The sequence below is a fragment of the Sphingobium ummariense RL-3 genome, assembly GCF_000447205.1.
In the GTDB taxonomy this organism is placed as follows: Bacteria; Pseudomonadota; Alphaproteobacteria; order Sphingomonadales; family Sphingomonadaceae; genus Sphingobium; species Sphingobium ummariense.
In genome coordinates this window covers 21,518-45,479 of record NZ_AUWY01000118.1, presented here as the reverse complement: position 1 = coordinate 45,479, position 23,962 = coordinate 21,518, and the positions used below count along the sequence as shown (strand labels likewise).

The 23,962-nt window shown below is 64.5% G+C and carries 19 protein-coding genes and 1 pseudogene; 5 read left to right on the top strand and 15 right to left on the bottom strand.

Translation table 11 applies throughout. The annotated features are described in order from the left end of the window. Position 1: 1 nt before the first annotated feature. The 6 genes from M529_RS42285 to M529_RS42260 form a co-directional block, all read right to left on the bottom strand. Positions 2-2,041, bottom strand: a complete 2,040-nt coding sequence (locus M529_RS42285) for a tetratricopeptide repeat protein (protein WP_021319275.1) — start codon at positions 2,039-2,041, stop codon at positions 2-4. Further along, on the bottom strand, positions 2,038-3,408 hold the full coding sequence (gene prsR / locus M529_RS42280; protein ID WP_021319274.1) for a PEP-CTERM-box response regulator transcription factor: 1,371 nt from the start codon (positions 3,406-3,408) through the stop codon (positions 2,038-2,040). Before prsR ends, M529_RS42285 begins: the two co-directional genes overlap by 4 nt. After that, entirely contained in the window at positions 3,408-5,489 is a 2,082-nt protein-coding gene (gene prsK, locus M529_RS42275) for an XrtA/PEP-CTERM system histidine kinase PrsK (RefSeq protein WP_031295323.1), read from the bottom strand. The genes prsR and prsK overlap by 1 nt, the downstream gene beginning before the upstream one ends. Before the next feature lie 10 nt (positions 5,490-5,499). Continuing rightward, positions 5,500-6,888, bottom strand: a complete 1,389-nt coding sequence (locus M529_RS42270; protein WP_031295322.1) for a TIGR03013 family XrtA/PEP-CTERM system glycosyltransferase — start codon at positions 6,886-6,888, stop codon at positions 5,500-5,502. Between the two features lie 291 nt (positions 6,889-7,179). After that, positions 7,180-9,504, bottom strand: a complete 2,325-nt coding sequence (locus M529_RS42265; protein WP_031295321.1) for a GH92 family glycosyl hydrolase — start codon at positions 9,502-9,504, stop codon at positions 7,180-7,182. Positions 9,505-9,723: 219 nt separating this feature from the next. Then, positions 9,724-10,899, bottom strand: coding sequence for a vWA domain-containing protein (locus M529_RS42260; RefSeq protein WP_021319270.1), 1,176 nt, complete (start codon positions 10,897-10,899; stop codon positions 9,724-9,726). Positions 10,900-11,041: 142 nt separating this feature from the next. Here M529_RS42260 and M529_RS50385 point away from each other — a divergent pair, with 142 nt between their 5' ends. Further along, entirely contained in the window at positions 11,042-12,406 is a 1,365-nt protein-coding gene (locus tag M529_RS50385) for a methyl-accepting chemotaxis protein (RefSeq protein WP_031295319.1), read from the top strand. Between the two features lie 31 nt (positions 12,407-12,437). Here M529_RS50385 and M529_RS48600 read toward each other — a convergent pair. The 5 genes and pseudogenes from M529_RS48600 to M529_RS42240 all read right to left on the bottom strand — a co-directional run. Next, positions 12,438-13,274: pseudogene (locus M529_RS48600) on the bottom strand (DUF817 domain-containing protein); the annotation flags it as partial. Between the two features lie 70 nt (positions 13,275-13,344). Further along, positions 13,345-13,527, bottom strand: coding sequence for a hypothetical protein (locus M529_RS0125000; RefSeq protein WP_021319268.1), 183 nt, complete (start codon positions 13,525-13,527; stop codon positions 13,345-13,347). A gap of 127 nt (positions 13,528-13,654) precedes the next feature. Further along, on the bottom strand, positions 13,655-14,317 hold the full coding sequence (locus M529_RS42250; protein ID WP_021319267.1) for a sigma-70 family RNA polymerase sigma factor: 663 nt from the start codon (positions 14,315-14,317) through the stop codon (positions 13,655-13,657). Between the two features lie 119 nt (positions 14,318-14,436). Further along, the gene (locus M529_RS50615) at positions 14,437-14,568 is read right to left on the bottom strand and encodes a hypothetical protein (RefSeq protein WP_031295313.1); all 132 of its coding nucleotides are present in this window, start codon (positions 14,566-14,568) and stop codon (positions 14,437-14,439) included. A gap of 79 nt (positions 14,569-14,647) precedes the next feature. Then, positions 14,648-15,439 (bottom strand): response regulator, encoded by a 792-nt coding sequence (locus M529_RS42240; protein ID WP_031295311.1) that lies wholly within the window; start codon positions 15,437-15,439, stop codon positions 14,648-14,650. A gap of 233 nt (positions 15,440-15,672) precedes the next feature. On the opposite strand from M529_RS42240, the gene M529_RS50380 reads away from it, so the two are divergent. After that, positions 15,673-15,960 carry a NepR family anti-sigma factor gene (locus tag M529_RS50380; protein WP_021319264.1) on the top strand — a complete coding sequence of 96 codons (288 nt, stop codon included), beginning with the start codon at positions 15,673-15,675 and terminating at the stop codon, positions 15,958-15,960. 91 nt (positions 15,961-16,051) lie between these two features. Continuing rightward, positions 16,052-17,590, top strand: a complete 1,539-nt coding sequence (locus tag M529_RS42235; RefSeq protein WP_021319263.1) for a sensor histidine kinase — start codon at positions 16,052-16,054, stop codon at positions 17,588-17,590. A 14-nt stretch (positions 17,591-17,604) separates the two neighbouring features. Here M529_RS42235 and tgt read toward each other — a convergent pair whose 3' ends face one another. Next, a complete protein-coding gene (gene tgt / locus M529_RS42230; protein WP_021319262.1) occupies positions 17,605-18,750 on the bottom strand; it encodes a tRNA guanosine(34) transglycosylase Tgt in 1,146 nt (381 codons plus the stop codon). Positions 18,751-18,797: 47 nt separating this feature from the next. Beyond that, positions 18,798-18,977, bottom strand: a complete 180-nt coding sequence (locus M529_RS42225; RefSeq protein ID WP_031295307.1) for a hypothetical protein — start codon at positions 18,975-18,977, stop codon at positions 18,798-18,800. 321 nt (positions 18,978-19,298) lie between these two features. Here M529_RS42225 and M529_RS42220 point away from each other — a divergent pair, with 321 nt between their 5' ends. After that, a complete protein-coding gene (locus M529_RS42220) occupies positions 19,299-20,156 on the top strand; it encodes a crotonase/enoyl-CoA hydratase family protein (protein WP_408021302.1) in 858 nt (285 codons plus the stop codon). Between the two features lie 6 nt (positions 20,157-20,162). On the opposite strand, the gene M529_RS42215 is transcribed toward M529_RS42220, so the two are convergent. Both M529_RS42215 and M529_RS42210 read right to left on the bottom strand, forming a co-directional pair. Next, a complete protein-coding gene (locus M529_RS42215) occupies positions 20,163-22,154 on the bottom strand; it encodes a putative bifunctional diguanylate cyclase/phosphodiesterase (protein WP_031295305.1) in 1,992 nt (663 codons plus the stop codon). Positions 22,155-22,227: 73 nt separating this feature from the next. Continuing rightward, complete coding sequence (locus tag M529_RS42210; RefSeq protein WP_021319258.1) at positions 22,228-23,139, bottom strand: bifunctional helix-turn-helix transcriptional regulator/GNAT family N-acetyltransferase; 912 nt, start codon at positions 23,137-23,139, stop codon at positions 22,228-22,230. Positions 23,140-23,205: 66 nt separating this feature from the next. Here M529_RS42210 and M529_RS42205 point away from each other — a divergent pair, with 66 nt between their 5' ends. Then, entirely contained in the window at positions 23,206-23,889 is a 684-nt protein-coding gene (locus tag M529_RS42205; protein ID WP_021319257.1) for a GNAT family N-acetyltransferase, read from the top strand. Positions 23,890-23,962 lie beyond the last annotated feature (73 nt).

Below are 23,962 nucleotides of genomic sequence, written 5' to 3'. Positions count from 1 at the left end.
CTCACAAAGCCGCCAGCGCCTCCCGCGCCTGCCGTTGTTCCGCGAAACCTGGCACGGCAGCAGCGCGAGCGAGCGCCAGCTTCGCTTCGCCGCGCCGTCCCATCGCGGCATAGGCTTGGCCGAGATGGAGTTGCAGAGTCGGATGTCCGGGCGCCAATGCCGCCGCCTTTTCCAGCAAATCTATGGCCTGTTGATTCCTCCTCCCCGTGCGGAGCAGAGTCCATCCGAAGATATCGGCGGTGGCGGGACTCATGGGCAGCAGCCGATAGGCGTGGGCTGCATAGGCCCGCGCAGCCGCCCCGTCTCCCGTCTCAAGGGAGGCGCGGGCCAGATCGGTCATCAGCAACGCATCCTGCCCGCCTATCTGCGCCTCTATGGCTTTCAGCAGACGCAACGCGCCGCGCCAGTCCTGCGCCTGCATCGCGACAGCCGCGGCCAGCCGTTGCGCCACAATATCATTGGGATTCTGCGCGAGATAGAGACGCATCACCCGCACTCCGCGCGCCGGATTACCGGCCTTGCCCCAAGCAGCGGCCAGCCGCAGCGCCACGTCGCGGCCAAAGCGAATATTGGCAGCCTGCTCATAAGCTTCTGTCGCTTCGGTAAATCGCCCCGCGGCATCCAGTGCGTCGCCTAGCACGATCTGCGCCGCCGGCGCGCCAGGGTTGGCCCGCGCCACCAGAGCTGCCCGGTCTACTGCCTCGCTGGCACGGCCACTTCGCAGCATGGCGCGGATGTAGGGAATATTGTCCCATGCCGTCGCAAAGCTCGGGGGAGGCGCGCCTGCTGCAAGACCGGCATCCTGCGCGCTGGCGAATATGTCGGTGGCAGGACGTTGCGGCCAGGCGGCACGCGCCAGCATGTCCTGGGCCATGCGCCGATTGCCCAACTGCTCCTGCACGCGGGCGGCAAGCGTCAGCACATAGGGGTCTGCATCACGCTGCGCCACCAGCGGCGCCAGCGCTGCCGCCGCCGCACCATAATCACCCCCGGCAAGATAAGCCCTGCCGAGCAGCACCCGCGCGGCGCGGTTTTCCGGCTGCTGCGCCACCAGCGGCGCCAGCGCCTCGACCGCCAGCACGGCATTGCCTTCCTCCAGCTGCAGCACGCCGCGTAACAGCATGGTCGCCGGCTCGCCATCCAGCCGGCCCTGCGTACGGTCCAGCAGTGCGCGGGCCAGATCGTCCCGGCCCGCCCGCGCAGCCATCACCGCCTGCATCATCCATGCGCGCGCATTGCCGGGGTCCAGCGCCAGGATGCGGCGAGTGACACTCAGCATCCGGCTTGCCTCTCCCAACTCCGCCAGAGTAGCGGCATAGGCCGTCAAAGCCGACATGTCGTCAGGGCTTGCAGCCAGTGCACGTTCGAACCACGGCAAGGCGGCCTTCAACCCATATTGATCTCGCGTCAGTTCGCCTCTCAGAGTGAGCGCCCGCGCATTGTTGGGATCGATCGCGACGGCGCCGTCCGCAGCGCCGATCGCCCCAGCCTGATCACCGATGGCTAGCCGGAACCGGCCCGCCGCAATCCAGGTGGCGGGGTCCCGCGGCGCCAACCTCAGTGCGCCGTCAAAGGCTGCTACCGCCGCCGCCATATCGCCTTTCGCGGCGCTCGCCTCTCCTTCGACCCGTTCAGCCAAAGCGGCGTCTTCGGCAGGGATGTCACCGGCCCGCAGCTCCCTGAGCGCCGCATCAGCGTCACCCTGCAACAGCAGCGCCTGCGCCATCGGTGCCCGGGTCTTCCCGATTCTGCCGCCGAGCTGCCGTACCCGCACCAGTTCCGCCTGCGCGCCCGCTCCGTCGCCCAGCGCCACCAACACGCGCGCCTGTGCCATTCGCGCCGCGACCGATCGAGGGTCGACCTTGATCGCGTTCATCAGTTCCACGCGCGCCGTGCGCATGTCCCCCTTCATCAGCGCCGCGGTGCCGCGCTCCAGCGGCGCGCTGCCATCGCGCTCGGCCGCAAGCCTTTGCCAGACGGCGGCTCCGCCAAGCAGCAGCAGCGCCACCGCAGCGAGAAGGATCAGGCGCCCCCTGCTCACCCCTGACCCTGCATCTGATACTGCTTGAGCAGGTCGTACAGTGTCGGCCGGCTGATCCCCAATATCTTGGCCGCACCGGAAATATTGCCATCGGTGCGGGCGATGGCGCGGCGGATCGCGCGGCGGTCCGCCATCTCACGCGCCGCCTTCAGGTTCACCACCTCGGCACCCTCTGCCCGCTCGCCGTCCAGATCGAGGTCAGCTGCCGTGACAAGCCTGCCGTCCGCCATGATGACCGCCCTCTTCATACGGTTCTCTAGCTCTCGGACATTGCCCGGCCAGACCCAGGCGTCGAGCGCTGCGAGCGCGTCCGGCGCCAGCCCCTTTACCTGCGGGTTCATCTCCTTGGCGAAGCGGTGGAGGAAATGCCGCGCCAGCAGTGCCGGATCGCCGGGCCGCTCCTTGAGGGCCGGGATACGCACGACGATTTCAGCCAGGCGATAGTAGAGATCCTCGCGGAAGGTGCCCCCTGCGATCATCGCCTCCAGATCCTGATGCGTCGCGCAGACGATCCGGGTGTCGACCGGGATCGGTTGGCGCCCGCCTACTCGCTCGATCACGCGGTTCTGCAGGAAGCGCAGCAGCTTGACCTGCAGCGCCAACGGTATGTCTCCCACCTCGTCCAGGAACAGCGTGCCGCCCTGTGCCAGCTCGATCTTGCCGGGCGTGGTCTTGACCGCACCGGTGAAGGCACCCTTCTCATGCCCGAACAGTTCGGATTCCAGCAGCGTCTCCGGGATAGCGGCGCAGTTGATCGCGACGAAGGCGTCACCCCGGCGCGGGCTGGCGTCATGCAACCCCTGCGCCAGCAGTTCCTTACCCGTTCCGCTCGCGCCCAGCAGCAGCACCGACACGTCCGCGCTCGCCACCCGCTCGATGGTCCGCGCGACCTTCATCATCTCGGGTGCGGCGGTGATGAGACGGCCAAGCACTCTCCCTTCCTCGGGCGCCGTCTCCGCGAGCCGCGCATTCTCCCTCTCCAGCGCGTGGACGTGAAACGCGCGGCGCACGATCAATCCCAGTTCGTCGATATCAACCGGCTTCTGGTAGAAATCATAGGCACCGCCCGAAATGGCGTTGAGCGCGCTTTCCCGCGCACCATGGCCCGATGCCACGATAACCTTGGTACCGGGCTTGATCCGCAATATCTCGGCCAGCGTCTTGAAGCCCTCGCTGGTTCCGTCGGGATCGGGCGGCAGGCCAAGGTCCAGGGTCACCACGTCGGGTGCCTCGGCACGCAGCATCTCGATTGCTTCCTCGCGATCGCCCGCGATGAACAGCTGATATTCTTCATAGGCCCAGCGCAGCTGCCGCTGCAGGCCAGGATCGTCCTCCACGATCAGCAATTTGGGTCGCGTGTCGCTCATCAGGCAGCCTTCCCCTGTCTCTCCTTCAGCACACCCTCCGGCGCTGGCACCAGGCGCAGCGTGAAGCGGCTCCCCATGCCCGGCTTGCTTTCGACCTCGATACGGCCGCCCATCGCCTCGGCCAGCGTCCGCGCCTCGAACGCGCCGATACCGAAGCCCCCTGCCTTGCTCGAAGAGAAGGGCTTGAACAGCTCGCGTCGTATATATTCTGCAGTCATGCCTCTGCCGCGGTCGATCACTTCGACCAGCGCATCGTCCGCTTCGCGCGACAGGCGCAGTTCGACGGGGCTGTCGGGCGCACTGGCATCGATGGCGTTCTGGACCAGGTGAATCAGGATCTGCTCGACCCGCACCGGGTCCGCCATGGCAGCGGGAGCATCGCCCGTGACGTGCACGGCATGTTGACGCAACCGCGCCTGTGCCACTCGCTCCGCCACCGCGCGCAGGTCCATAGGCCGGGGCTCCTCGGCGCGCGCCTTGTTATGCTGCGACAAGCGCGCGAGCATCTCGTTCATCCGCCCGACCGACTCCTTCAACGTCAGCACCATGTCGGCGCGGAATTCCGGATTGTCGGCATGGCGCTCGGCATTGCGGGCGAGCAGCGACAGCTGGCTGACCAGATTTTTGACGTCGTGCATGATGAAGGCGAAGCGGCGATTGAACTCGTCGAAGCGCTGTGCGTCGTCCAGCGCCTGCTGACCCTGCGCCTCGCTGATATAGGTTGCGGCCTGCCGCCCGGCCGCGCGCAGCATGTCGAAGTCTTCCCAATCGAGGCGCCGGTCGACCGGCGGCCGCGCAAGCAGGATCGCCCCGATCAACCGGCCGAAATGAACCAGCGGCACCAGTGCCCAAGCACGCGGTTCGTCGCGCATCCAGTCCGGCGCCTCGATCTTCGCCTCGCCGCGTTTCGCCTTGTCGATGTCAAGGATCCAGCCGCTCGCCTCCAGGATCGCTGCGACCGACGCGGGCACGACGGCCCCCGTAGGCAGCGGTCCCGTCCAGTTCCACTGCATCTCGAACGACAGGGCTCCCCCCTCATCGCGCAGCAGCAGCAACGCGCCGGGGGAATCAGTGATGTCCGCCACCGCCTTTGCGACGCGTTCGCCCAGCGGTGGGGCATCAGCGCCCGCGCGGCCAATGGTCTCGCCGAAACGCAACCATTCGGTGCGATAGTCATAGCGGTGCTGGAAGAAATGCTTCGCGACCTGCACCTTCCACAGGGCGCGCAACTGCGGCGAAGGAAGCACGACCAGTGCAGTCACCGCCGTGAAGAACACCACGCCGATCTCCACCACGCGGGCATAGGGCCCAGCGATGATATCCATGAGCACTGCTCCCGCAGTGAGCACGATGACGTAGAGCGCCACCGCGACCAGCGAGAGCGACTGGAAGGTCAGCGTGCGGGAAAGCTGCAGCCGCCCTGCCATGTCCTTGCGCATGCCCACCGCCACTGCGGGCGCCAGCAGTGCCATCAGCAGCCCGCGCAGGGCGTAGAGTTCCTGCACCCGTTGCGGCGCCATGTAGCAGAGCGCGTAGAGCATCAGGTCATAGGTCCACATCGCCGCCAGTGCACCAAAGAGCAGCGCCACCCTTCCCCGCTCGCGTGAAGGCCAGGCGGTATAGAGATGATGGACCAGCACAAGGCTGCCGATAGCGGTCATCATCCGGAGGATCAGCGAGCAGGTGACCAGTGCCCTGTGCAGATCGCTGAACGGCGAAAGCTGCCGCCAGCTCAGATCCGTGAAAGTCTGCAGCAGGATGAGGCCTGCGACCGCGGCATAGACCGCCGCCACGGCAACCATCGCGTCAGCCGGCCGCACCGGGCCGCGCCGGAGCATCACGAACATCAGCAGCAACCATGCGGCATTCCGGATGCTTTCGGCAATGCCGGACAGCGGTTTGTCCACCCCGCCGAAAGAGACGTAGAGCGCCCAGCAGGAGGTCAGCAGCAGCGCAACAGCCAGCAGGCGCGGCTCGGCAGCTTCGTCCCGGCGCCGCAGTAGGAATATTCCCAGCGCCGCGAACAGCACGGCAGCGAGGGCATGTCCCCAATCCCCGACGAATTGCAGCAATGCGTCCATGACCCGCGCCTCAGCGCGCCCCATCGGGCCACAGAATGACCCGCACCGTCTGGATCAGGATCAGCAGGTCCAGGAAGGGCGTGTAGTTCTTGGCATAATAAAGGTCGTATTCCAGCTTGTTGCGGGAATCCTCGATCGACGCGCCGTAGGGGTAGTTGATTTGCGCCCAGCCGGTGATGCCCGGCTTCACCATATGCCTTTCGGCATAATAGCGCAGATGCTGCTCCAGATCCTCGACAAACTGGCGCCGCTCCGGGCGGGGCCCGACAAAACTCATCTCGCCTTTCAGCACCGTCCAGCTTTGCGGCAACTCGTCGATGCGCAGCTTGCGCAGCCAGTAGCCGAGCCGCGTGATGCGCGGGTCGTCCTTCTCCGCCCACACTGCTTGCCCCGCGACTTCGGCATCCTGCCGCATGGTCCGCAGCTTCACGATCCAGAATTCCTGGCCGTAAAGCCCGACGCGCTCCTGCCGGTAGAAAGCAGGCCCCTTGCTGTCCAGCTTCACCAGGATCGCGCCGATCAGGATGACCGGACTGGTCAGCACGAGAAGGATCAGGCTGGCAACGATGTCGAACAACCGCTTGGCCATGCTCGACAGGCGCCGACCAGCGGAAAAGCCGTCGGAAAAGATCAGCCAGCTGGGATTGACGCTGTCCAGGTCGACGCGCCCCGTCTCACGCTCCAGGAAGGTGGATATCTCGTTGACATGGACACCTGTGGTCTTGATCCGCAGCAGGTCCTGCAATGGCAGTGCGTTGCGCCGCTCTTCCAGCGCCAGAACCACCTCGCTCGCCCCCATGCGTACGACGAAGTCGGCCAGATTGTAGATGGCATTGCGGTTGATCGCGTCCTCGATGACCTGGGGGCCGTCATTCATCGCGATATAGTTGACGACGAGGAAGCCGGATCCCTTGCGCTGCTCGATCTGCCGGATGCGACTGGCGCGGTCGCCAGCCCCCAGCACCACCAACCGTCGCTTGAACGCCTCGCCGCCCAGCATCGAGCCGAGCAACAACCGAACCGCCAGCAGCAGGGTCAAAGCAAGCATCATGGCGTAGAGCGAATTGGACCGCCAAAGCGTGATGCCGGGCAGCAGGAAGTAAAGGACGGAGAGGAAAATGACTCCGAGCGAGATGGCAACCAGCAACCGTGCGAAGGCGAAACGGATCGACTGCAGCGCTTCGGTTCCATACACGCCAACCGCGATCATGCCGGTCTGGATGGCGATGGCGAAGGTCAACAGCGGCGGCAGGCGAGTCAGCACATGGTCAACATCCATGCCGATCTGTCGCGCGCGCAGAATCCAGCCACCCTCAGCCGCGCAGAGCAGCAGCACGAAATCAAGCAAACCGAGCAGCAGCACGGCATGCGGGACATAATGTTTAAACAGCCTTATCATGCGCAGCGCCCATCCCACTGGCCTGCCGGACGGCGACCATGGATCGGAAAGTCTTACGACCGGGTGTAAGCCATTCCGACAGTGCCCGCACCATGCCCGAAAATGGCAAAGAAAATCTGAATGGGCGAATGAAGCTTCGGCGGGGCGGTCCGCGACAGACCTTGGGTTGTACTGCACTTCCCGGCAGCCAGGGAAATGCGCTGGATGGTCGATGGCTGAATCCCCCAGGCGGCCCGAGGTACTGGAGGAAGGGCGACGGTAGCGAGGTACGCCGCTGCCGGACGACCGTCCCTACCGCCCGTATCCCGTCATCGAATAGGGCCGCGTCTTGGTGTCCGTCGCCCATCCCTTGTTCGGCGCCGGCTGCATGATGAAGCGCAATTCGCCACCCATGCGGATTTCCTCGTCGCGGATATAGCTGCGATTCAGCGGACGTCCGTTCAGCGTCACCTTGCCGATATAGCGGTTCTCCTCGGACAACCCCTCGGCGATCATGATGAAGCGCCTGCCCGAAGGAAGGACTATCTCCGCGCGATCGACAAAGGGCCGTCCGATCACATATTCACCGCTGCCCGGCGCCACGGGGTAGAAACCCAGCGCCGTGAACACCAGCCAGGCGGACATCTGCCCCAGATCGTCATTGCCCGCCAGCCCGTCGACGGTCGGCTTGTACTGGCTGTCGACGATCTGCTTCAGCCTTTCCTGCGTGCGCCAGGGCTGGCCGGCATAATCGTATAGATAGGCGACATGGTGGCTCGGCTCGTTGCCATGGATATATTGCCCGATCAGGCCCGCAATGTCCTCGGCATGGCTGTAGTCTATCTTGCTGTTGTCGAAGTCGAACATGGCGTCGAGCTTCGCCACGGCCTTCGCATCGCCGCCCAGCAGGCGGAACAGGCCGCCCTGATCGTGCGGCATGAACCAGCTATATTGCCAGGCATTGCCCTCGGTATAGTCGCTACCATAGTTGATCGCGGTCGGATCGAAGGGCGTACGGAAAGTCCCGTCCGCCTTGCGCGCACGCAGGAAACCGCTCTTAGGATCGAAGCTGTTGCGCCAGTTGGCGGCGCGCTTCTCGAATCGCTCGGCGATGGCGACGTCACCCAGCTTGCGGGCAAGGCGCGCGATGGTCCAGTCGTCATAGGCATATTCGACCGTCTTGGATGCCGCCTCCGGTTCCCGGTCGATCGGGACATAACCCAGCTTCATATAGTCGGACAGCCCGCCATAGGGGCCGTAGTCCGCGCTCGCCACCATGGCTTTCAGCGCAGCGCGGCAATCGATCCCGGCGATCCCTTTCAGGCACGCATCGGCGATCACCGGAACGGCATGATAGCCGATCATCGTCCAGGTCTCCTTGCCCGCGAACTGCCAGACCGGGAGGATATTGAAAGGGCTGGTCTGCTGGCTGGCGATCAGCGAGTTCACGAAGTCGGCATTCTTCTGCGGAGACTGGATCAGCGTCAGCAGCGGATGCTCGGCGCGAAACGTATCCCACAACGAGAAGGTGGAATGGAAGGTGAAGTCTTTGCCTTCATGCACCTGGTCGTCCGGCCCGCGCCAGCGCCCGTCGGCGTCGCTCCATATACTTGGCGCCATCAGGCTGTGATAGAGCGCGGTGTAGACGTTGGTCCGCATCGGCGCCGGCGCATCGATCCTCACCGCGCCGAGCGCATCGGCCCACGCAGAGCGAGTCTTCGCCCGGATCGCGTCGAAATCTCCGGCTTCGGCCGCCAAATTGGCAAGCGCTCCATTTTCGTCCACGCCGGAAAGCGCGACCTTCACCTCCAGCGGCTTGGCAAGAGTCCCGAAGTCGAGCTGCGCGACGATCGCGCGGCCCGACAGGGAATCCAGCGTTTCCGGTCCGCGACCCGGCCCCTTGAACCCCTTGTAGAGGATGTTCTCCTCGGTGCTCACAAAGCGGTGGCCCGTCGGCGGCGCCGAAAAGCGCATCGCGAAGAAGATGCGGCGCGGCGCCGCCCAGCCGCGCACTTCGCGCATGCCCGTGATCACGCCGTCGGGCCTCAAGCGGATGGACGACCACAGGATCTTGCCGGGATAATCATAGATGATCGAGCGCAGGTCCAGCACCAGATGAGCCGCCTTGCCTGCGGGAAAGGCGTAGCGGTGTACGCCCACCCGCGTGCCAGCCGTCAGCTCCGCCCGCACACCCGGATCGGTCAGCGTGACCGCGTAATAGCCGGGGGTCGCCACCTCGTCCGCCTTGCGAGAGCGATAGCCGCTGCCAGGCTTGTCCGTCGCCCCGGCTTCCAGCGGCACCACATCGCCGCTGGCCGGCATCACCAGGAAATCGCCCAGGTCGCTATGCCCCGCACCTGAAAAATGCGTGTGGGAAAAGCCCAGGATAGTGGGATCCTCGTGCCGGTATCCCGACGCCCAGTCATAGGTCTGCCGCGCCGCGCCGACATGGCTGTCGGGCGAGAGCTGCACCATGCCGAAGGGCGCGACGGCGCCCGGAAATGTGTGGCCTTGCCCGCCCGTGCCGATGAAGGGATCGACGGCGTCGACCGGTTCCGGCACGGACTGGGCGGACAATGAGGAAGAGGCGAACAAGCCGGCGAGGAGCAACGCACGGGCGCAACGGAGGATGGTCATGCGGCGCTTAAACCATGGCTGCAGGAACGGGCCAAGCGGATAGATGGAATTTCGCTTGGTCAGGGATGACGGCGCTGGGTGCGGGGGCAAGGCGTAGAGCGAGGCGGTCAGTTGAATCGCTCATCCGCCTTCCGCCTCATTGGAATATAATGTCTATAACTCGTAATATTATTACATAAATATAGCACAATATTTCCCGAAATTACGCAGAACAACTGCTCAGCGCTTGCGCGTCAGTTCTCGCATGGCCGCATCTATCCCCTCGATGGTAAGGGGATACATGCGCTCGTTCATCAGCTGCCGGATGACCTGAGTCGACTGGCTGTAGCTCCAGTACGCCTCCGCCACGGGGTTCAGCCACACTGTCGCCGGATAGGTGCTGGTCACCCGCTGCAGCCATATCGCTCCGGATTCCTCGTTCATATGCTCGACAGAGCCGCCCGGATGGCTGATCTCATAGGGGCTCATCGCCGCATCGCCGACGAAGATCACCTTATAATCGTGACCATATTTGTGCAGGATATCCCAGGTGGGTATCCGTTCCGAGAAGCGGCGGCGGTTGTCCTTCCACACACCTTCGTACAGGCAGTTGTGGAAATAGAAGAATTCCAAGTTCTTGAACTCGGCCGTGGCGGCTGAGAACAGTTCCTCGCACAGCTGGATGAACGGGTCCATGGAGCCGCCCACATCCAGGAACAGCAGCAGCTTCACCGCATTGTGCCGCTCGGGTCGCATCCGGATATCGAGCCAGCCCTGTCGCGCCGTGCCCTGGATCGTCTCGTCCAGATCCAGCTCGTCCGCAGCACCCTGCCGCGCGAAGCGGCGCAGCCGCCGCAGCGCCACCTTGATGTTGCGCGTACCCAGCGCCCGCGCATTGTCGAGATTCTGGAACTCGCGTTTTTCCCACACCTTGATCGCGCGCTGGTGCCGGCTCTCCCCGCCGATCCGCACTCCCTCGGGATTATAGCCACCATGGCCGAAGGGCGATGTGCCACCGGTGCCGATCCACTTGCTCCCCCCTTCGTGGCGGCCCTGCTGCTCCTCCAGCCGCTTCTTCAGCGTCTCGATGATCTCGTCCCAGTCGCCTAGCGACTTGATCCGCGCCCTTTCTTCAGGCGTCAGATATTTCTCCGCGACCAGGCGCAGCCATTCGTCGGGAATTTCCGCTTCCAGTCCCTCCTGGCCCAGCACGCCCTTGAAAACCCGGGCGAACACCTGATCGAAGCGATCGATCAGCCCCTCGTCCTTCACATAGGTGGCACGAGCCAGATAATAGAATTCCTCCGGCCGTCGAGTAATGACGTCGCTCTCCAATGCTTCGATGAGCAACAGATGCTCCTTGATGCCGACGGGAATGCCCGCAGCGCGCAGCGCGTCGAGGAAGTTCAGAAGCATGGACAGTCTTGTCGGCCAGCGCCGGGCGCGATGCAAGCACGCGGTTTGTGACAGCTGCGAAATCTTAATTGTTGCATTGCATGGTTAATTCCGCACTATCCACTCCAGGATCTGGGGGCATCCAGCTTTGGAAAATCATGACTTGCTGACCGATCTTGGGGAGCGGTCCGGTGACATTGCGCTGCAATGCAGCGAAACTGCCGGCTTTCTGGCGCGCCTCAACCGACGCATCCAGAATGACTCCCAGCGCCTCTCGGATCTGCAATCCAATATGGAGACGCTGGTCACCAGCCAGAGCGAGAGCGTGACGGCGGCGCGAGAGCTCAGCCTGACCGCTCGTCGCGCTGGGCGCATCGTCGCAGACGGACACGACACGATCGGCCTGTCGCTGGAGCAGATCGCCGGCCTTGTGGAGCAGGTTACCGGCCTGGAGGGCGACCTTCGCGAGTTCCTTTCCGTTATCGAGACGGTCGGTGACATTTCCGGCCAGTTGGGCGCTATCGCTCGCCAGACGCGCCTGCTGGGCATCAATGCCGCGATCGAGGCGGCGCGTGGCGGCGAGGCGACACAGGGTTTTGCCGTCGTCGCGGACGAGATTCGCCGCTTGGCCGAACAGGCCGGAGAATCCGCGTCGTCCGTGGGCGACCAGCTCGGCAGGCTCGATCGCGACGCCCGGCGACTGATCGGCGGGGTGGAGGCCAATATCGACCGCGGACGTGCGGTCGGCGACCGGATCGACACGCTGCGCGCGGCGCTGACTGATATTGCCGGTCTCGTAACCCAGTTCGGCGAGCGCTCCGAAAGCATCGTCGCCTGCACCGGGCAGGCGGAAGGCGACGTGGCAGCGCTGCGCAATGGCCTCAGCCTGTTCGGCAACCGCGCAGCCGAAAGCGCCGCCCGCGTGGACGCCGCCCGCATCCAGCTCGAAAAGCTGGAGGGCATGGCGAACGACATGCTCGACCGTTCCGCCCATGGCGGGCAGCGCACCCGCAACAGCCGCTACATCGCGCTTGCCGAGGATGGCGCCGACGAGGTGAGCGCGATCGTGGAGGGCGCGCTTGCCCGCGGCGATCTCCACGCCGGCGCCCTGTTCGATACCGCCTACCGCCCCATAGCCGGTTCCGACCCCGCGCAATATGAGAATGGCTTCACCGCCTTTGCCGATGCATGGCTGCGCCCGTTGCTCGACCGGCGAACGGCGGAGGATGCCGCCATCGTCGGCTGCTGCCTGATCGACATCAACGGCTATCTGCCGACCCATATCAGCGCGCGCAGCCATCCGCAGCGCCCGGGTGAGCCGCTCTGGAACATGGAGCATGCCCGCAACCGCCAGATATTCATGGATGCGCAGACGCGACGCGCCCTGGACGGGGAAAGCGACTTCTTTCTCTACACCTATCGGCAGGACCTGGGGGAAGGTCGGTATCGCGCGCTGCGCAGCGTCTTTGTTCCCCTCGTCTTCGAGGGACGCCGCTGGGGCTTGTACGAGGTGGGCTATCTGATCTGAGGGGCTCAGAGTCCGGAGAGCCGGCCGGATCGCGGTCAACGCCGTGCACGACGGACACCAGCACGAAGGAGATGATCATCAGCAGGTACCAGCTTCCCAACTTGGCGAAGCCCACCATCTGCCATCCGTGCCGCTGATCCGGATAAGTCCACGCATTTGCGAAGGTACCGATATTCTCCGCAAACCAGATGAACAGCGCCACCAGGAAGAAGCCCAGCAGCAGCGGCATGCGCCGCGTCTCCCGCCAGGGTTTGAACAGGATCCACGTGCGCCCGAACAGCAAAATCGCGGCGGCGAACAGCGCAAGCCGCATATCCGGTAGCCAGTGATGCGCGAAGAAATTGACGTAGATCGCCGCCGCCAGCAGCACGGTCGCCCGGACCGAGGGATAGACCGTGAAACGAAATTCAAAGATGCGCCACACCCGCGCGATATAGCTGCCGACGGCCGCGTACATGAATCCGGAAAAGAGCGGCACCGATCCTATATGCAGCAGGCTTGCCTCGGGATAGATCCATGATCCGGCGTGCGTCTTGAACAGTTCCATGACGGTTCCAATGACGTGGAAGGCACAGATCACCACCGCTTCACGCACAGTTTCGAGTCGGAAAGCGAGCATCGCCGCCTGGATTGCAATGGCGGCCAGGGTCAGAAAATCATAACGATGCAGCGGCGCGTCCGCCGGGTAGAAGAGGTGCGTGCCAAGCAGCAGCGCCAGCATCAAGCCACCGAACAGGCAGGCCCAGCCCTGCTTGAAGCCGAAGAGCAGGAACTCGAAGGCCCAGGCCGCGGGGCCCGGTGGAATATGGACCGATTCCAGATATGCGCGAACCCGCGCAAAGCGCGTCGCGCCCGCAGGTGGGATCATGATCCCCGCTTAGAAGATGCGAACCGGAAAGAAAACCGTCACCCGGATTACGGCAGAGCGCTGTCTGGCCCTACGGCTCCTTCCTGTCCTTGCGCATGGTATCCGCGGCGTTCTTCGCGGCATCGCTGATGGAAATCACCGCATTGTCGGCGGAACTTGCAGCTTGCGTCAGATCATCCGCGGCTCGGTCGTCCCGTCGATGGTGCGTGAGGTAGAAAAAGGCGATCGCCAACAGCAGAGCTACGGCGATCAACGTAAAAACCAATCCTCGACGCCGACCCTGCCTGGCCAGACAATCTTCAGGCAAAGGCCTTCTAGGCGTTCCCATGGCACATTCCTCCCCCCGCTCAACGAACGGGAAGCATCTGCCGTTCCGAACGTCAATCCTCTTCGTCGGCCCCGCTCGTCCCGGTAACCTCGCGGCCACGGCTCAGACGGTCCACGTCGTCCATAATCTCGTCCATCACCGCAGCGTCTGTCGTTTCATGACTGCGACGAGAAGGCAAATCGCCATTTTCCAGAATTTGCTCCAGCGCTGCGCGTCCCCGTGCTACGCGGCTCTTGATGGTGCCGACCGCGACGCCGCAAATCTCTGCCGCTTCTTCATAGGCGAAACCGCCAGCGCCAACCAGGATCAAGGCTTCGCGCTGAGGCTGCGGCAGTTGCAGCAACGCGCGTTGCATGTCGCTGAGCTCGACATGCTTGTCCTGCCCCGCAGGTGCGGCGAGCAGCCGGTCCGCCGCGAGATCATCCCAATCGCCGCGAAAGCGAGAGCGCCGCATCTGGGAGAGATAGTGGTTGCGCAGGATGATGAAGGTCCAGGCACGCATGTTGGTGCCGGCCTGGAAACGAGTCCTCGCCGCCCATGCTTTCAGCAGCGTTTCCTGCACCAGATCGTCCGCCACATCGCGGTTTCCCGAAAGCGATCGTCCGAAGGCACGCAGATGCGGGATCACGGCAGCCAGCTCCCGCTTGAAGTCGGTGTCCGACAGACTTGCCCGCTCCTCCGCCTTTTCCGAAGCGTTCGCTATATCTTCATCCATGCCAACAACCCCCATGCCGGCTGTCGTTCTCGCTGCATGAACCGACGTCGTCAAAGCCATAAAAGCGCCCGCATCCTATCCCCGAAATCCTCACCGGCTCATGCCTGCTGCCTGCCCGTTCAGAGCCATAGAACGAGAAGCATCGCGACCACCGCCAATGCGAGGGAGATCGCCAGTACATACCGCATGATATGCGGCGTGGAGCCAGCGCGGGCTTCATCGGTGGTGACATGCTGTTCCTGTTCGGCCATGGCCCGTCTCTCCCGGTCGTTACGCATCATTAACGCGGATGCGTACGCCGGAGTTCCTTACCGTCAGACCTTTGGACGATCAGACCGGCGCCGTTGCCTCATCGAAGAACAGTGCCTGGGAAATCGCCGCCTTTACCGTCGACCGCTGGAACGGCTTGGTGATGAGGAAGGTCGGCTCCGGCCGCTCCCCGGTCAGCAGCCGCTCCGGAAAGGCGGTGATGAAGATCACGGGTACGGAGAACTCGGTGAGGATGTCCTTCACGGCATCGATGCCGCTGCTGTCGTCCGCCAGCTGGATGTCGGCGAGCACCAGGCCAGGTCGATCCGCCATCGCTTCCCGCACCGCATCCTCGCGGGTGACGGCTATGGCGGTCACCTCATGACCAAGGTCACGCACGATCGTCTCGATGTCCATGGCGATGATCGGCTCGTCCTCAATGATCAGGACCTTGGCACGGGTCTGCGCCTCGATCTCGCTGAGCGCCTCCTCGACAAGCCCTTCCACTTCATCGGGTTCGAGGCTGATGAGATAGCTTACGTCATCGACCGTGAAGCCTTCCAGCGCGGTGAGCAGCAGCGCCTGGCGGGGCAGCGGCGTCAGCCTGGCAAGCCGCGCCTGAGCGATCGCTTCCTGACCGCCGCCGCCAATCGAAGGCGTATCCTCGAGATGCGAGGATGACCAGATCGCATGAAAGGTCTTGTAGAGGCCGAGACGTGGATCCACCTCGCGCGGGAACTCCTCCGGAGCCGCCACGATGGCCTCCAACGTGGCACGCACATATGCATCGCCATGCGCCTGACTGCCGGTCAACGCGCGAGCATAACGGCGCAAAAAGGGAAGATGGGGGTGCAGTTGTTGTCCAAGCGACATCGTCAGATCGTCTCCCTGCCCTCTGGGCGTTCCGGATTTCGGCCGGCGCGTGAGGATGGTATGATGCCGCCTATTAAGCAAGCCCCCGCCGCCCCCTCACCGTCCCGCCGAACGGTGCAAAAAAAGCTGTAGGGACCGGAACCAACAATGCGAGAATTTGTTTCACGGATGTTCGGTTTTTTCGAGCATAATATCAAATATCTTGGGTTCTGCGTACGGGACGAATTGACGCCATGGCGCAAAGCCGCAAGAAAGACCGCGCAGACTTGGCAATCGCTGCAAAGGGGCTGGATTTTGTTTCTTGGACCACGGGACAGAACGTGACGGGAGGGGACACGAATGCGGATGAGAGCGTCCGGGCGCCTGACATGAAGGCCGCCGGCAATGTCTCGCGCCGCCGTCGCGCCACGACGACGAAGGACGAAGGCCATGTCGCGCAGGCGCTGCGCAATGCCTATCAGCGGACGGTGAATGAAGATATTCCTTCCGAAATGCTAGACCTGCTCAGTAAGCTGGACTGACCTGCCGATGATCGGGGGCAGCCACTCTCCGGCCCCTACAACCGGGCAGGTTACGCCATCGCGGAAGAGTAGGTCCGGTCTCTGGGCTGCCATGCCTTTCTTTCACTCGACCGGCTTCAGGATGTTCCTGATCCTGACGCTTGCGCTGCTGCCGCTGGGCCTTGTCGCGCTCGTGGCTTCCCTTCAGGCAATCCGTACCGCGGATCTCGAAAAGGAAGCGCTGCTGCGCATCGCCGTAACGCAAAGCGCGCGAAAACTCACGGCCGACCTGGCCTCGGACCGCGCAGCCTTGCAGTTGACGGTGAATGCGCTAGCCAACCGCACTGCGGACAGCCGCATGTGCAATCGCCTTGCCTTCTTCCTTGCGGCGCAGGATCGCGACGGCGGGCGCTTCTACATTTACGATCGCAACGGTCGGCGCCTGTGCGGCAGCGCGGAACCGGAGCCTTCCGGTATTGCCGCACAGGACCGCTTTGCCCGCCGGCTCATCGACCTGCTCCCCGAGCCGGGCTATATGGTAAGCCGCGTGCGGAGCAGCGATCACAGGATCGTGGCGCTGGCCTATTATTCACGCCGTCACCTCGAATCCGTGGCGGATCCGGCGACCGCACTGCAGAACCGCCAGCTCACGCTCCGCCAAGGTCCCAAGGCGATGCGGGTGAGCCGCCCGGCGCTGCGAGATCGCGGTCGCCCAACCAGCCTCTCGGCGCGGCTCGATCCGCCGGACATCCTGCTGACGCTCACGGTGTACGACCCGCCCGCCACGCTGGCGCGTACGCTGTCGCTCTTCCTGCCCTTATTGATGTGGTTCGCCGCCGCAGCGGTGGGCTGGTTCGTGGTGAACCGCCTGTTGATCCGACCGCTCGTGCTGCTGCGTCGTTCGGTCGCCGCCTACCGGCCGGGCGAGGTGCTGGAGCCGCTGCGTCGGGTGCGCACTCCGGCGCAGGAAATCGCGGCGCTGGGCGCAACCTTCCGTGACATCACCGAGAAGGTGGCCACTCATGAAGCGGAGATGGCGGGCGCGCTCGACACGCAGCGCAAGCTCACCCGTGAAGTCCATCACCGGGTCAAGAACAACCTCCAGATCATCGCCAGCCTCATAAGCCTGCACGCCCGATCGGCGCACGACCCTGAAGCGGTCGAAGCCTACGCCTCCATCCAGCGCCGGGTCGACGCGCTGTCGGTCGTGCACCGCAATCATTTCGCGGAGCTGGAGGAGAATCGCGGCGTGGGCGTGCGCTCGCTGATCAGCGAGCTATCGGCCAGCCTGCGCGGCACGGCTCCAGCCGAGGCGCGTCGCTTCGCGATCCAGATCGATAGCGACAATCTGCATATCAGCCAGGATGTGGCCGTGCCTGTGGCCTTCCTCGTCACGGAACTGGTAGAGTTGGCAATGCTTTCGGCGCCCACCAGCGCCATGCGCATCTCCATCCACCAGCTACCCGAGAGCCCGGCCCGCGCCGAGCTGCGCATCGCCAGCCCAGCGCTCACCGGGTCGCCCGCTATCGTTCGCCTGCTTGACGAGCGCTACGGTCGCGTCCTTACCGGCCTGTCGCGACAGCTCCGCTCGCCGCTGGAACATGACGGACAGAACGGCGAATATGCGATCACCATATCCGTGATCCCATAATTTCCCGAAAGACGTCAGCGCCGAAGATAGTCCCGCCGGAACTCGCTCACGAAGGAGGCGAACCGCCCTTGCTCGATAGCGGATCGGGTCGCCTGCATCAGCGCCTGGTAGAAATGGATATTGTGCTGGGTCATGAGCATGGCGCCCAGCATCTCGCCCGCCTTGACCAGATGGTGAAGATAGGCCCGCCCCCAGGTCACACATACGGGACAGTCGCAGCGGGGATCCAGCGGCGCCTTGTCCTCCGCGAATTTCGCGTTCCGGATGTTGAGCGGCCCTTGCCAGGTAAAGGCCTGGCCATTGCGCCCGCTGCGCGTCGGCAGCACGCAATCGAACATGTCGATGCCGCGCTCCACAGCGCCGACGATGTCGTCGGGCTTGCCGACGCCCATCAGATAGCGCGGCCGATCGGCGGGCAGCATGTCCGGCGCGAAGTCCAGCGTGGCGAACATGGCATCCTGCCCCTCGCCCACCGCAAGGCCGCCCACGGCATAGCCGTCAAAGCCGATCTCGATCAGCTTCTGCGCGGACTCCCGCCGCAACCCCTCGTCCAGCGAACCCTGCTGGATGCCGAATAGCGCCGCGCGTTCGGGGTGGTCCTGTGCCGCATGCTTTCCGCCCGCATCGAAGGCGTCGCGCGATCGCTTCGCCCAGCGCATCGAGCGCTCCATGGACTTCGCCGCCTCATCGCGCGTGCAGCCATTCCTGGTGCACTCGTCGAACGCCATCACGATGTCGCTGTCCAGCAGCCGCTGGATCTCCATCGACCGCTCGGGCGTCAACATATGCTTCGATCCGTCGATATGACTGGAGAAGGCCACCCCTTCCTCGCTCAGCTTGGTGAGCGCGGAAAGGCTCATCACCTGATATCCGCCGCTATCGGTCAGGATAGGCCGGTCCCAGCCCATGAAGCCGTGCAGCCCGCCCAATCGAGCCACGCGTTCGGCGCCGGGCCGCAGCATCAGGTGATAGGTGTTGCCGAGGATGATGTCGGCGCCGGCCGCCCGCACTTCCGCAGGGCGCATGGCTTTTACCGTCGCGGCGGTACCGACCGGCATGAAGGCGGGCGTACGGATCTCGCCCCGACGCATGGCGATCGCGCCGGTGCGCGCCTTGCCGTCAGTCGCGGCGATGGAGAAGGAAAAGCGGGGATTTGTCACCGGCCGCGATCTACTGGCGAATGGACCGCGGCACAAGCGGGGCGGAATCAGCCGGCTTTACGCAGCCCTTCGAACAACAGCATCGCATCCACCGAGAAACCTTCCACCCGGCGATAGGGGCCGATGAAGCGCAGGCAATCGGCCGAAAGGGTCAAGGGCCAGGCATCCCCATGCGAGTCCTGCAGGGTCAGGGTGACGGGGTTGGGGTCCAGGTGGCGTCGTTCCATGCGCCAAGACATTAAAGCGGAATGGTTAATGAAAACTCTTCGGGACAAACAGGACCGCATGTTGCATTGACGCAACATAGCCTCCTTTTCCTTAGCGAATTAATGAGTCTTTTGAGCAACAGTTTCAGATAAAAATGGTTAAGGGACTGTCAACGAAATGGCACTCACTGCATCATGGCATTCGACTGAGCCTATCTCAGTTGCTGTCACAAAAAGAGGTCGCAGATGATTGATTCCGGACGGTTTAATCCGGCCGATGAAAGGGAGGCCAGCGTGGCGCTGCCTGTCTCTGAAGGGGAACTCGCGATCGACGACATTGTCATGGACGGGCCGGATGTCGGCCTGACCGGTCAGTCGTCCATGTTCGACCTGGGCCAGATCGACGTGCAATGGGATGCCGCTGCCGAAACGCTCTGGGCGTTCATGACCCCTGTCGATCGGCCCAATTTCAGCCCGGCGATGCTCCGCGATGTCCGCACCTGGTATGTCGAAACCAAGCGCCTGTTCGATGCGGGCCAAATGCCCGTCAAATATATGGTGGCCGGTTCCCGATTCCCCGGCGTGTTCAATCTTGGCGGCGACCTGGAACTGTTCGCCGGCTGCATCGAGCGCGGAGACCTGCCCGGCCTGGTCAACTATGGCCATGCCTGTATCGATGTGGTCCATCGCACCTGGTGCAACGGCGACCTGCCGGTCATTTCGATCGCGTTGGCGCAGGGCGACGCGCTGGGTGGAGGGTTCGAGGCGCTGCTGTGCTTCGATGTGGTGATCGCCGAGCGCAGCGCCCGCTTCGGCCTGCCCGAAATGCTGTTCGGGCTGTTTCCCGGCATGGGCGCCTATTCGATCCTCGCCCGCAAGCTGGGGCGCCTGCAGGCGGAACGCATGATCCTGTCGGGCAAGGTGTTCAGCGCACAGGAAATGTACGACATGGGCATCGTGCACACGCTGGTCGAGGATGGAGAGGGCGAGCAGGCGGTGCGCGATTATATCGCCGCCAACCGGCCGCACCATGCCGGCCATGTCGGCGTGTTCGAGGCAGGTCGCCGCGTCGATCCGCTTCATTATGAGGAGCTCAAGGACATCGTCGAAAACTGGGCAGCGTCTGCGCTGAAGATCGCGCTCAAGGATCTTCGCATGATGCGGCGCCTGGCCCAGGCGCAGACCAGGCTCGGTCGCTAAGGCCGTTCAGGCCAGCCGACGCTGGCGGATGACGGCTGCCATGTCCACCACCTCGCCGCGGCGCTGCTCCATCAGGTCCAGCAACGCAGCGGCGGGCATGGGGCGGCTCAGCACGAATCCCTGGACGTTGGTGAAGCCGGTCTCCCGGGCGTAGCGCAACTGTTCCTCGGTCTCGATGCCTTCGGCCACCGTCTCCACCTGAAGCGCACGCGCCAGATAGGCGACCGACTGCGCAATGGCGCGGTCGCGCGAACTTTCGCCGACCCCGCGCATGAAGCTCTGATCGACCTTGATCGTGTCGAACTCATGGGTCCGCAGCGAGCCCAGGGACGAATAGCCCGTGCCGAAATCGTCGAGCGCCAGGCGCAGGCCGACGCGGCGCAACTCCCCCAGGATGAGGTGCGTGCGGCGGTCGTCCTCCAGGAAGGTCGATTCCGTGACTTCCAGTTCCAGCCGCCGCGCTTTGAGCCCGGATTCCAGCAGCGCCGTCATGACCGCGCGGGGAAGGCCGTCGGTCCGGAGCAGCGCGGGAGAGATATTCACCGCGACACGGATGTCCTCGTCCCAATCCATCGCGTCGCGGCAGGCCTGCTGCAACGCCCAAGCGGTCATCGGCTCGATCAGGGAGGAGCTTTCCGCGACCGGGATGAACTCGGCAGGCGTGATCCACCCCATTTCCGGATGGCGCCAGCGCATGAGCGCCTCGCAGATGGTGATGCGGCTGCTTTCCGTGTCGAAGATCGGCTGGTAGTGCAGCTCCAGCTCGCCATTGGCGAGGGCGTTGCGGAGTCCCATTTCCAGATCATAGGCGCGGTTCTGCCGTTCCTTCATGCTCCAGTCGAACCGCACATGGCGGTTCCGCCCCGCATGCTTTGCCTTGTACAACGCAAGGTCGGCGTGCTGCAGCAGTTCATCGCCGTCGCGCCCGTCGCTCGGCGCGATGGCGATACCCATGGAGGCGGTAACAGCCAGATGATAGCCGCAGACCTCAAAATCCTCCGCCAGCACGGCCATGAGATCGGTTGCGATCAACTCGGCGCGATAGCTGTCCGCGCCGGGACAGATCAGCACGAACTCGTCGCCGCCGAAGCGCGCCACATGGCCCCGCCCGTCCAATGCGCGGGTCAGCCGTTCGGCGACCCGGCAGAGCAGCTGGTCGCCGATGATGTGGCCCAGCGTGTCGTTGATTTCCTTGAAACGGTCGAGGTCCATCCATAGCACCGCCATCCGATCCGTATCCGATGGAGCACGATCGAACAGCTCGCGCAGGCGCATGTGCATCGCCATGCGATTTTCGACCCCGGTCAGGCTGTCATAGCGCGCCAGCCGTTCGAACTTGGCGGCGAGCTTGGTCTTCTCATGCTTGCCCTGCAGCGCTTCCAGCACGATGCGGTGGGTGGTCTTGGTGATCTCCGCCATGGCGAAGATCATCAGGAAGCAGAGCACGCCCAGGATGGTATAACCGAGCCCTCCCGCCAGGATAAGGCCGAGCGACGTGGGCAGCAGCGAGAAGCAGGTCTGTCCCACCGCAACATGGACGCGGCCCGCGTTGCGGCCGGAAATGCCGCCGGCATAGGAGGCCACCATGCCCACGGCGAGCACGTGCAGGGTCGCGTCCTGGGTCATGACCAGCGTGGCGAGCGCCTGCAGGCCCAGCAGCGCGGCATAGGCCCAGGCGCCCAGTTCATAGGCGATGCCCCAGATCGGCCTGGCGGGTCCATCCTTGTGCGCGAGCTGCCGCTGGAAATAGACAGCGGAAACGGACCGGCTGATTCCGACCAGCAGCACCAGCCCCGCGATGACGCTCATGGTCGGGACAGCGGCCTGCCATGCGATCACAAGGCTGAGCGAACCACCTGAAATCGCACCGGAAAGCAGCGAGGCGGGGGAAGCGTAGAGCGCCTTGACGAGGCTGTCCCGCACCTCAGCACTCTGCTGAGTGCCGGGCGCGAAGCGCGTACGCAGGACTGCGCACCAGTGGCGGATGAGGCGTAACACGTCACCCGTATAATGACCGATCAGCCTTGCGATTTGGTAAACCATAGCGCGGACGGCGGCGGGAAAGGCCGAATTATGGCAAGGGGCGTTCCCAGCGTTCCCCAGCCATTTCGGTGCCGAAGATCGCGTGTCGCTCCACCGACACCCGGCGGAAGCCCGCGGCCTCGTAGAGCCGGCGGGCGCTGGTCAGCACATCCTGCGTCCACAGGATGATGCGATCATAGCCGGCTTCCCCGGCGAAGGCGATACATCGGTCGACCAGGGCGCTGCCGATGCCCATGCCGCGCGCTTCCTTCTCCACATGCAGCAGCCGCAGCTGCGCGGCATCGTCCCCCGCATCGGCGACCAGCACCGCGCCAAGCATCGCCCCTTCGCAATCGGCGATCCACGCCTGCTCGCGGCCGGGCTTGAAATCGCGAAGGAAGGTGGTCGTGATCTCGCCCTGAAGCCGTTCCATCGCGCTGCCCCAGCCATATTCGGCGTCGTAGAGACGGGCCTGCCGGGCGGCCACCTCCGCCAGGTCGCCGATGCGGAACGGGCGCAAGCGCCAGGCCATGGCCGCGCCGTCGCCCAGCAACAGACGCACCCGCGACAGCGCCTCCATCAAAGCGTCGCGCTGCGCCTGATCCAGGCCGGCGATGCGCGCCTCCGTATCCGCGCGGGTGCGTGCATCGAGCGCGGCGAAGAAAGCCCTGCCCTCCTCCGTCAGCCGGATCGGCCGCTGGCGCCCATCTTCTCCCCGCTCACGGGCGATCCACCCGCGCCGCTCCAGCCCCGCCACGATCCGGCTGGTCTGCCCGGCGTCGAGTCCGAGTCGTTCCGCCAGCTGGCGCGCGAGCACACCCTCGGGCGCCTGCGCCACCTCATACAGCAGCCGGGCGGCCGTGACGCCAAGGCCGCTTTGCATATAGCTTGGCTGCAGCACACCGGCGAAGCGCGTGTGGAAGCGATTGAAGGCGCGCAGGGCGGTCACGGCATCGGTCATTGCGTGGCAGGATAAGGCCTGATAGTTGCTATCGTCAACTAATAGCTTCGCCGGAGCTTCCTTCTCATGCCTTCCTTCGTCCCGCTCGACCGCCCGGTCTGGAACGCCCTTCAGTCGGGCTGGTCCGCCTTGTCGGAAGGAGGGCACCTCGCCCGCCGGATCGACCCGCTTTACGGCCCCTTCGGCGCCGCGGCCGATAGCAGCCCTCAGGCGCAGGAGGCCCTTGCCGCGCTGGTCCCGCCGGGCGGCGAACTCTGGATCGTCGAGCGCGATCCGATTGCGGCGCCGCCCGGCACCCGCATCCTGCGCGAGGCCCGCCTGGCGCAGATGGTTGCGGAGGACATCCGGGGCGACACCGATCTGGAGCCGCTGGTGCTGACCGAGGACGACGCTGCCGAGATGCGCGCGCTCGCGCTGATGACGAAACCCGGCCCCTTCCACCCCCTCACCCACCGCCTCGGCCGGTTCATCGGCATCCGGGAGAATGGCCGCCTGGCCGCGATGGCCGGCGAGCGGATGCGCCTGCCCGGCCTGGCGGAGGTCAGCGGCGTGTGCACCCATCCCGATCATCGCGGGCGGGGCCATGCCAAGGCACTGATGCGGATCGTCGCGCGCGCCATGCTGGAACGGGACGAGATCCCCTTTCTCCATGCCTATGCCGACCATGGCGCCACGATCGCGCTGTACGAGACGCTCGGCTTCCGGGTGCGGGCGGAAATGCACATGATGGTGGTCGCCCGCGACGGATGAGGGCCAGCGGCGCGACAGCGGCGCGCTGGGGCGAAGTTCACAGCGTCGTAGGGCGTTTCGGGCCAAAAGTGGC